The organism is Nitrospirota bacterium (assembly GCA_016194305.1).
Classification (GTDB): domain Bacteria; phylum Nitrospirota; class Nitrospiria; order JACQBW01; family JACQBW01; genus JACQBW01.
On the sequence record JACQBW010000030.1, the window covers coordinates 47,137 to 56,472 of the forward strand.

10 protein-coding genes are annotated in these 9,336 nt (G+C 46.6%); 4 read left to right on the forward strand and 6 right to left on the reverse strand.

What is annotated here, in order from left to right:
* Positions 1 to 2: 2 nt before the first annotated feature.
* Positions 3 to 659, forward strand: a complete 657-nt coding sequence (locus HY200_09365; GenBank protein ID MBI3595152.1) for an ABC transporter ATP-binding protein — start codon at positions 3 to 5, stop codon at positions 657 to 659.
* Positions 660 to 803: 144 nt separating this feature from the next.
* On the opposite strand, the gene phoU is transcribed toward HY200_09365, so the two are convergent.
* The 6 genes from phoU to HY200_09395 all read right to left on the reverse strand — a co-directional run bounded on the left by phoU (position 804) and on the right by HY200_09395 (position 6,810).
* Positions 804 to 1,469: a phosphate signaling complex protein PhoU gene (phoU, locus tag HY200_09370; protein ID MBI3595153.1), complete on the reverse strand. Its 666-nt coding sequence runs from the start codon at positions 1,467 to 1,469 to the stop codon at positions 804 to 806.
* Between the two features lie 166 nt (positions 1,470 to 1,635).
* Positions 1,636 to 2,403 (reverse strand): phosphate ABC transporter ATP-binding protein, encoded by a 768-nt coding sequence (gene pstB, locus HY200_09375; protein ID MBI3595154.1) that lies wholly within the window; start codon positions 2,401 to 2,403, stop codon positions 1,636 to 1,638.
* 8 nt (positions 2,404 to 2,411) lie between these two features.
* Positions 2,412 to 3,257 carry a phosphate ABC transporter permease PstA gene (gene pstA, locus HY200_09380; GenBank protein MBI3595155.1) on the reverse strand — a complete coding sequence of 282 codons (846 nt, stop codon included), beginning with the start codon at positions 3,255 to 3,257 and terminating at the stop codon, positions 2,412 to 2,414.
* Complete coding sequence (gene pstC, locus HY200_09385) at positions 3,254 to 4,216, reverse strand: phosphate ABC transporter permease subunit PstC (protein MBI3595156.1); 963 nt, start codon at positions 4,214 to 4,216, stop codon at positions 3,254 to 3,256. The genes pstA and pstC overlap by 4 nt, the downstream gene beginning before the upstream one ends.
* 155 nt (positions 4,217 to 4,371) lie before the next feature.
* Positions 4,372 to 6,090: a phosphate regulon sensor histidine kinase PhoR gene (phoR, locus tag HY200_09390; GenBank protein ID MBI3595157.1), complete on the reverse strand. Its 1,719-nt coding sequence runs from the start codon at positions 6,088 to 6,090 to the stop codon at positions 4,372 to 4,374.
* A 36-nt stretch (positions 6,091 to 6,126) separates the two neighbouring features.
* Positions 6,127 to 6,810 carry a response regulator transcription factor gene (locus HY200_09395; protein MBI3595158.1) on the reverse strand — a complete coding sequence of 228 codons (684 nt, stop codon included), beginning with the start codon at positions 6,808 to 6,810 and terminating at the stop codon, positions 6,127 to 6,129.
* A 111-nt stretch (positions 6,811 to 6,921) separates the two neighbouring features.
* Here HY200_09395 and HY200_09400 point away from each other — a divergent pair, with 111 nt between their 5' ends.
* From HY200_09400 to cysT, 3 genes are all read left to right on the forward strand, one after another.
* Positions 6,922 to 7,374, forward strand: coding sequence for an Rrf2 family transcriptional regulator (locus HY200_09400; protein ID MBI3595159.1), 453 nt, complete (start codon positions 6,922 to 6,924; stop codon positions 7,372 to 7,374).
* 89 nt (positions 7,375 to 7,463) lie between these two features.
* Complete coding sequence (locus HY200_09405; protein MBI3595160.1) at positions 7,464 to 8,486, forward strand: sulfate ABC transporter substrate-binding protein; 1,023 nt, start codon at positions 7,464 to 7,466, stop codon at positions 8,484 to 8,486.
* An 18-nt stretch (positions 8,487 to 8,504) separates the two neighbouring features.
* The gene (gene cysT / locus HY200_09410) at positions 8,505 to 9,329 is read left to right on the forward strand and encodes a sulfate ABC transporter permease subunit CysT (protein MBI3595161.1); all 825 of its coding nucleotides are present in this window, start codon (positions 8,505 to 8,507) and stop codon (positions 9,327 to 9,329) included.
* Positions 9,330 to 9,336: the final 7 nt, after the last annotated feature.

Genomic DNA, 9,336 nt, shown 5'->3' on the forward strand with positions numbered 1-9,336 from the left:
TTGTGGGAATTATAGCGAAAAAAATCGGAAAAGTGATCGGAGATCCGCCAACACGGGTCCTTACGGATATCACGTTGGAGATCAAAAGCGGCGAGTTTGTCGCCCTGACAGGACGTTCCGGTTCTGGCAAGAGCACCCTATTATATCTTCTAAGTAGTCTCGATGGGGCCTCGGAAGGTTTAATCGAGATTGACGGGATCGAGATCAGCAGGATGGATAAACTTGCGCTGAACCGGTTTAGAAACGAAAAGATCGGGTTTGTTTTTCAGTTTCATTATCTTATCGCCGAGTTAAGTGCTTTGGAAAATACCCTGCTCCCGGCTAGAAAGACCAAACAAGAGTCGAAAAAAAAGAACTATGCCGAATCGTTGTTAGATCAGTTCGGTTTGGGAAACAAGCTAAACCGTTTTCCCCGCCAGCTCTCCGGAGGAGAACAACAGCGGGTCGCGATTGCCCGATCTCTTGTCATGGAGCCCCGGTTTCTTTTTGCCGATGAACCGACCGGATCATTGGATTCCATAAATGGCAGACTGGTCATCGATATTTTACGCGAAGTGAACAGGAAAAGCGGAACCACTATTTTGATGGTGACCCACGATCAGGCCTATGCCAGCCTGGCGAATCGTCAAATTCAACTCGCCGATGGAAGAATGATTTAGAAAAAGCGATTGTTAAAGCTAAGTATTTAGCTCAGCGAGGAAACCGAGCGTGGAGCATCCGAGCTAGCTCTGGAAGCGTTTCCCAGCGGACATAAGATTTTAAATCCGGCTTTGCCGGTGAAGGGGGCGACGCGAGCCCCTAAATCAGGGCACAATGTGACGGATGATCTTCCCTTCGATCAGATAAATCACCAGTTCGGCGATATTGGTCGCGTGGTCGGCAATCCTTTCCATATATTTTGAAATAAAGCTGATCCGGATTGCCTGTGTGATCGTGTGATGTTCTTCCAGCATGAGGGCCAGAAGTTCATGAAAGATCTGATGGTTGAGCTGATCAACCCGGTCATCGTCGCGACAGACTTTACGTGCCATTTCTCCATTGCCGTTAACAAAAGCATCGAGCGATTCCCGGACCATCTGCTGGGTATACTTGGCCATCTGTTGAATATCGGCATAGGCTTTAACCGATTTCAATTCCGGTTCTTCAATAAGTTCAATCGCCCGTTCCGAAATATTTTCGGCCAGATCACTCATCCGTTCCAGTTCAGTCGAGGCCTTCATCGCGGTGGTAATGAATCTTAAATCCTTTGCCATTGGCTGGTGAAGTGCGATCAGTTTGAGGCATTCTTCGTCTATTTCAACATCGAGTGCATTGACCTGATGATCATTGATGATGACTTCTCGAGCAAGGACAGAATCTCGTTCTGTCAATGCTTTAACCGCTTTGGCGATCTGTTCCTCAACCAGGGCCCCCATACGGAGGATTGTTTCCTTCAATGCGTTTAGTTCTAAATCAAAATGCCGTTCCATAAGTAAACTCCTAAAATACAAAACTCTTTTTTGAACATTGGCTGTTGAGTAGGGTTTCAGCTGTGAGGCCGCAGGAGTAAGGCAACCGGAGCGTACAGGGTCGGTACGTGAGGATTGCCGAACGACGAGAACAAAGCAGATGATCCCTAATCATCAGCCAGAAAGCCTACCCAAATCTCCCTGTGATATAGTCCTCTGTCTTGGTTTCTTTTGGATTGGTAAAAATCTGCTTTGTTTCCCCAAACTCAATCATTTCGCCGAGAAGGAAGAACCCGGTGAAGTCGGAGATCCGGGCCGCTTGCTGCATATTATGGGTCACGATGATCACGCTGTATAATTTTTTAAGTTCAAGCAAGAGCTCTTCAATTCGGGAAGTCGCGATCGGATCCAGAGCGGAAGTGGGTTCGTCAAGAAGAAGGACTTCCGGTTCAACAGCCAGGGCACGCGCGATGCAGAGCCTTTGTTGTTGTCCTCCCGATAAGGAAAGGGCCGATTTGCCGAGCACATCCTTGACCTCATCCCATAGTGCTGAATTCTTGAGCGACCGTTCAACCCGCTCGTCGAGAAGTGACCGGTTTTTGAGACCGTTTAGTTTCATTCCCGACGCGACATTGTCATAAATGGACATCGTGGGAAAGGGATTCGCTTTTTGAAAGACCATTCCCACTCTTCGCCGGACCAGAACCGGATCGATACCCGGACCGTAAATATCCTGGCCATCTAAACGAACTGTCCCATTGGCTCTTGCTCCCGGAATGACTTCATGAAGTCTGTTAAGACAGCGGATAAAGGTCGATTTTCCGCATCCGGAAGGGCCGATCACCGCGGTAATCTGTTGGCCGAGGGTTACCATTTGAATATTTCTAAGAACCTGGGTTTCTCCAAACCAGGCATTGAGTTTTTCAATTTCAAAAACAGGTTTTGAGGCGGGCATGATTTCTGTTATCCCAATCTTTTCTGAAAAATCCAGCGGGAGATGATATTCATTCCAAGAATCAAGAGAAGAAGAACCATCCCCGCCGTCCAGGCCAGCTTATGCCATTCCTCGTAGGGAGATATGGCGTACGTATAAATCATTACGGGAAGCGAGGACACCGGTTCAAATAGAGACCGATTCCAATACTGATTTCCAAAAGCGGTAAAAAGCAATGGGGCTGTTTCTCCTGATATTCTGGCCAATCCTAACATGATTCCGGTAACAATTCCCCGGCTGGCGCTGGGAATAACGATAAATATCACCATCTTCCACTCTGGCAATCCAAGTGCGAGGGCCGCCTCCCGGATTGTATCGGGAACCAATTTCAAAAATTCTTCACTATTTCTGACCATGATCGGAATTAACATTATTCCAAGTGCAATGCCTCCGGATAGAAGTGAAAAGTGTCCCATTGGAAGTACTATGAGGATATAAGCAAAGATCCCGATGACAATGGAGGGAATACTGTTCATGAGATCAGCTGCATATCGTACACAAAATCCGATCACGTTCTTCTTTCCATATTCCGAGAGATAAAGTCCTCCCATGAAGCCAAGGGGAATACCCATTAATCCTGCCAGTCCCATCAGTTTTAGCGATCCCACAATAGCGTTGGCCATCCCTCCTCCGCTCTCTCCGACCGGTTTGGGAAGATGGGTAAAAAAAGCGGGACTAAAGGAGCCAATTCCGTGAAACACAATATAGCCCAGTATAAAAAAGAGAATCGAAATGACAAGAACCGAACTCAGACCAGTAAGAAAAAGCATAAAATAATTGATCATTTTTCGCCTGATGGCAAATGCTGATGTCATGATCTTCCCTCAAACTTTGCTGTAACGCTATAAATAAGCAGCCTCGCCAGGGCATGGATCAAAATCGTGACGACGAATAGGATTAACCCGATTTCGATGAGAGATTGGATATAAAAATCGGATGTTGCTTCTGTAAATTCGTTGGCGATGACGGCGGCCATAGTGTAAGCCGGTTCAAATAAAGAGAGTTTAATATCTGGCCGGTTTCCGATGACCATTGTAACCGCCATCGTCTCCCCGAGCGCCCGGGCAAGCGCGAGAAATACCGACCCCATAATTCCGGATCGGGCAAACGGGAGGACGGCTACCCAAATCATTTCCCAACGGGTGGCGCCGAGCGATAGAATTGCCTCCCGCTGTGTGGAGGGGACCGCTAACAGGACTTCACGGGAAACTGAAATAATAAAGGGGAGAATCATAATGGCGAGAATGATACCGGCTGTCAACATTCCGACGCCGTAGGGTGTACCCTTAAAAAAGGGGAGAAAACCGAAAGTGGATTTCAAAAAAGCTTCACCGCTATTTCGCATCCAGGGAACGAGAATGAATATACCGACGATTCCATAAATAACGCTTGGAATAGCTGCCAGGAGTTCAACCATAAAACTGATGGGGTTGGAAAGCCACCAGGGGCAGAGTTCCGAGAGAAAAATGGCCATCCCGAGACCAATCGGCACAGCCAGAAGGAGGGCAAGAAACGAGGTTATCAGGGTCCCATAGAGAAAGGTAAGGGCTCCGAACTGTTCGCCGACGGGGTCCCAGACGGTTTTCCAGAGGAAAGAGAATCCAAATTTTTCAATAGGTAGGTGTGAGTGAATGACCAGTTGGACGGCGATCAGAAGTGTCACTCCGAGAATCGAAAGAGCACCCAGTAACACTCCATTTTTGAACAGAAAATTGAGGAGCTGGCTTTTTCGAAAGAAGTGAAAGAACTCCCTGGAGGGATCAGCGCTATTCATAAAAGAAGTCATCCATTTAATCAAAATATTGGGTTTTATCAAGCTTAATGATTGATAATCACATCTTGATCAAATTTGGGTCACAACCGTGTAAACTTCCTTGATCCTTGCCGGTCAGGATGATCGTTTGCTCATGTTGACCTTTTCATGAGGAATCAGGAGGCGGGGAATCGGACGGAAAATGTCGAGCCTTCGTTGGGATAACTTTCGACTCCGACAGATCCGCCGTGAGCTTCGATGAGATGCTTTACAATCGAAAGCCCGAGACCGGTTCCTCCGATTTCTCGAGATCGCGCACGGTCTACGCGGTAGAATCGTTCAAAAATCCGGTTTTGATCCACCAGTGGGATGCCGATTCCATTGTCTTTGACAAAAAGTTCGATCCGGTCGTTCTTTTTCTGACTTCCAATAAGTATCTTCCCTTTTTCTGGGGTATATTTAATGGCGTTTTCAATGAGGTTGATGAATATCCGGGTCAGTTTGTCCGGATCAGCCTTTAAGACTAAATCTTCGGAGGTCTGAATTTCAATGGTTTGACCTTTCTTTTCGGCAAGAGGGTAGAGAGATGCGACCGTTTTCTCTAAAAACGGCTTGACCGAAATGGAAGTCAGTTGAAGTTTTTCCTTTCCTGACTCAATTCTCGCGAGTTCAAGGAGGTCCGAAACGATATTTTCCATCCGCTGGGACTGTTTTTGAAGGATCGCAAGAAATTTTTTTTCCTCCTCGGAATGGGAGGATTCCATTTCCGATAGCGCCTCAAGGTACCCTTTGATCGAGGTGAGTGGCGTTCTCAACTCATGAGAAACATTTGCGACAAAATCTTTACGGATCCGTTCAAGTCGCCTCATTTCAGTAATTTCGTGAAAAACCAAAACCATATAAAAGTTTTCGTCGTCATTTCCCCCCAAAGCGACAGAGGCCTGAACCTGGAAAAAAGATTCTCGCGGATGGGTAAAGGAGATATCGAGAGATTGATTCTTCCGATCGGCCAAGGCCTCACGAATCAATTCATTTAATTCGTGATGACGAATCAATTCATAATAATAGGTCTCCTTATGAACGGGACCTTGTAGCGAGAACATCTGGTTTAGGGAAGGATTCGTTAATAATACCATTCCTTCTGAATTGAGAATCATAATTCCTTCGATCATTCCATTCAGAACTGCTGAAAGCTGAGATCGTTCACCGGAAATTTCTTTCAATCTAAGAGAGATTTCATCGGCCATCTGATTGAAGCTTTTTGCCATAAATTCGATTTCATCCCCGGTTCGAATACGAATCCGTTGCGATAAATCCCCTTTTCCAAACGAATGGGCCGCCTGCGTGATTTCTTGAAGAGGCCGGGTGAGTCTTTTTGAAAAAAGGAAAGCAACCGGAATAGATGAAATAAATACAGCCAGAAAAACAAAAAAAAGGTTTTTCTTCATCCGGGAAGTTTGATCGGACAGTTCAGTCAAAGGGACTGCCAGCCGGACGAAACCAACGAGTTCATTTTCGATTTTTACCGGCACCGCGAGATAGACCATTCGCATTTTAACGGATTCCGAAAAGCGGATTGAAGTTCCGGTTCCATTGAACATCGCTTCTTGAATCTCCGGCCTCTGCAGATGATTTTCCATCGCCTGAAGTGCCGATCCCTTTTCATAGGAATCGCCAAGTACCACGCCATCTTTCCGGATGACCGTGATGCGGGCATGGACCTGATCCCCCAGCTTTTCAACTCTTGCGGCGAGCAAATTCTGGCGGTCCGGATCGATCAGGAGAGGGTTCAATAGAGTTCCGGCGAGGATTGCCTGGGGTAACAAATCTTTCTTGATTTGGAAGATATGCTCATTTTCGAGAAAATCGGAAGTGAACTGGCCCACCATTTCCAAAGAATTCTACGGGATAGTTTTTGAGTTTGGACCGTTTCATTCTTCATCTTTTATTTTATAGCCAAGCGACTTGACGGTGACCACGGCATCAGCCAGAAGGGGAATTTTTTCCCGGATTCTCCCGATATGGACGTCAACGGTACGGGTGGTGCCAAAATAGTCGTATCCCCAGACATGATTTAAGAGGGCATCCCGGGTCTGAACTCTTCCCCGATTTTTTAACAAGATTTCCAGGAGACCAAACTCTTTAGATGTGAGAGAAACCTCTTTATCATTGAGTCGTACCTCATGCCGAACTGGATCGAGAGTGAGTGGGCCATATCTCAGAACCGCGGGAGTTTCAGCTGGCGAGGATCGCCGGAGAAGAGACTTCACGCGAGCCACCAGTTCTCTCGGGGAAAAGGGTTTCGTCAGATAATCATCTGCCCCAAGCTCCAGACCCAGAACCTTGTCGAATTCCTCCCCTTTGGCAGTCAGCATGAGAATCGGTACTGAAGCGGTTTCAGTTTTACCCCGAAGCTTTTTGCAGATTTCAAGGCCATCCATCCCCGGAAGCATTAAATCCAGTATGAGTAGATCGGGCCGGCTCCGCTGAATCTCAGTCAACCCTTTTGCCCCATCCGAGATATGGGTCACCCGATAGCCCTCTTTTTCGAGATAAAGTTTGATTAAACTGGCAATGTCGGGTTCATCTTCTATGGTGAGAATATGGAGAGGCATGCTGGCATTATCTATGAATCCTCAGACTCTGTAAAGAGGGGAGGAAATAAATGACTTGACAATCAAATTAATAAAGTATACTATTCAGATCAAAATAGTAGACATTAAAAAATGTTATCCAAAAAAGCAAAATATGCCCTGAAAGCCCTTCTGGTTCTGACTGGAGAAGAAGGGAAGGGGCCGGTTTTAATTTCGACGATTGCAAGGCAGGAGAGAATTCCAAAGAAATTCCTGGAGCAAATTCTCCTTGAGCTTAAAAAACAGGGGATACTTCAGAGCCAAAAAGGGAAAGGGGGAGGATATCTTCTGGGAAGGTCATCTCGTGAAATCATGATGGGTCAAATTGTTCGGATTATCGATGGCCCTCTGGCTCCACTTCCCTGTGTCAGTCAGACCGCTTATCGAAAGTGCGCGGAATGTCACGATGAGTTAACCTGTGGTATCAGAATGGTCATGAAAGAGGTACGAGATTCTACGGCAAAGATATTGGATCGGATTAGCATGTCGGAAGTACTAAGAAATGTAAAAACTTTAGAACGACTGACTCATTTTAAGACAGTCTGACATGGCCAGATCTATTTTTTTAATGATTAGTCTATTTACTCCATAGACTTAAGAGGGAATAAGAAAATTCTCCGAAAGGAATGATGCGAATGTTACCTCAAAAAATATTCAAATTTATCCTGTCTTCTTTGATGATGTTGGTGCTGTTTCATCCCTATCAAGTCCAAGCGGCAACCACGTTGTTAAACGTCTCCTATGATCCGACGAGAGAGTTGTACCAGGAATACAATGCGGCATTTGTAAAGTACTGGGAGGGAAAGACCAGGGAGAAGATTGTGATCAATCAATCGCATGGTGGTTCAGGGAAACAGGCCCGGGCGGTCATTGACGGGCTGGAGGCGGACGTGGTGACGCTGGCATTGGCCTATGATATCGATGAAATCTCGGAAAGAGGACAGTTGCTGCCCAAGAATTGGCAGTCACGCCTTCCTCACCAGAGTTCGCCTTACACCTCGACGATTGTCTTTCTTGTTCGAAAGGGTAACCCGAAGGGGATCAAAGATTGGCCCGATCTGATCAAGCCGGGTGTCGGCATTATCCCGGCCAACCCTAAAACCTCAGGGGGTGCCCGCTGGACTTACCTGGCGGCCTACGGATATGCGTTGAAAGCCAACAATGGGGATGACGCCAAGGCCCGGGCCTATATCAGTGCTTTTTACAAGAATGTTCCTGTCCTTGATTCAGGGGCAAGAGGCGCAACAACCACCTTTGTCGAGCGCGGGATCGGCGATGTTCTGGTCGGCTGGGAAAATGAGGCACTCCTTGCCTTGAAAGAACTGGGCAATCAAAAGGTAGAAATCGTGGTTCCCTCCATCAGTATCCTTGCCCAGCCACCGGTTGCCCTGGTTGACAAAACAGTTGATAAACATAAGAGCCGTCCGGTAGCAGAAGCTTATTTGAACTATCTTTATAGTGAAGAAGGCCAGGAAATCGCCGGAAAAAACTTCTATCGTCCTGTAGATCCCAAAATTGCCGGGCGATATGCGAAGCAGTATCCCAAGTTGACTCTTTTTACGATTGACGATACTTTCGGGGGATGGCAAAAGGCTCAGAAACTTCATTTTTCTGATGGGGGAATTTTCGATCAAATTTATCAACCCGCATCGAAATAAAAAGGGCGTCTATTCAGAATGATTTTTAAGAAACGAAATATCCTGCCTGGATTCGGACTCACCATCGGGTTTACGCTGTTTTATCTTTGCCTGATTGTACTGATCCCTCTCTCGGCCATTTTTTTCAAAACGACTTCTCTAAGTTGGAGTCAGTTCTGGCTCGTCGTCACTGCGCCGCGCGTTTTGGCCTCCTATAAAATTACGTTTGGAGCGTCATTGATTGCGGCTTTAATCAATGTCTTTTTTGGATTTCTGGTTGCCTGGGTACTTGTCCGATACACGTTTCCCTTCCGCAGAATACTCGATTCTCTCGTCGATCTCCCGTTTGCTCTCCCCACAGCCGTTGCCGGAATCACCTTGACGACGTTGTTTTCAGCCAAAGGGTGGATCGGACAATATCTCGAACCGCTCGGAATTAAGGTAACCTATGCACCGCTCGGAATTGTCATTGCATTGACCTTTATCGGGCTTCCATTTGTCGTTCGGACGGTACAACCTATTTTGGAATCGCTTGATTATGAAATAGAAGAAGCTTCGGCCAGCCTGGGGGCCAATCGTTGGCAGACCTTTGCCAAGATTCTGTTTCCGCAAATGTTTCCAGCGCTTCTGACCGGTTTTTCGATGGCATTTGCGCGGGCCGTGGGAGAATATGGTTCGGTTATTTTTATCTCCGGAAACATGCCGATGCGTACTGAAATTACACCGCTTTTGATCATTACTAAACTGGAACAATACGATTATGCCGGTGCGACCGCAATTGCCTTGGTGATGTTGATTGCCTCATTCTGTCTCCTTCTGATTATCAATCTGCTTCAATGGTGGAGCAACAAGCGATATGCCTGATCGAACG

Excerpts from the sequence above, each read along its gene's own strand:
- phoU (MBI3595153.1), bottom strand. The coding sequence starts at position 1,469 with ATGGAACGGCATTTTGATTTAGAACTAAACGCATTGAAGGAAACAATC.
- pstB (MBI3595154.1), bottom strand. The coding sequence starts at position 2,403 with ATGCCCGCCTCAAAACCTGTTTTTGAAATTGAAAAACTCAATGCCTGG.
- pstA (MBI3595155.1), bottom strand. The coding sequence starts at position 3,257 with ATGACATCAGCATTTGCCATCAGGCGAAAAATGATCAATTATTTTATG.
- pstC (MBI3595156.1), bottom strand. The coding sequence starts at position 4,216 with ATGAATAGCGCTGATCCCTCCAGGGAGTTCTTTCACTTCTTTCGAAAA.
- HY200_09395 (MBI3595158.1), bottom strand. The coding sequence starts at position 6,810 with ATGCCTCTCCATATTCTCACCATAGAAGATGAACCCGACATTGCCAGT.
- HY200_09400 (MBI3595159.1), top strand. The coding sequence starts at position 6,922 with ATGTTATCCAAAAAAGCAAAATATGCCCTGAAAGCCCTTCTGGTTCTG.
- HY200_09405 (MBI3595160.1), top strand. The coding sequence starts at position 7,464 with ATGTTACCTCAAAAAATATTCAAATTTATCCTGTCTTCTTTGATGATG.
- cysT (MBI3595161.1), top strand. The coding sequence starts at position 8,505 with ATGATTTTTAAGAAACGAAATATCCTGCCTGGATTCGGACTCACCATC.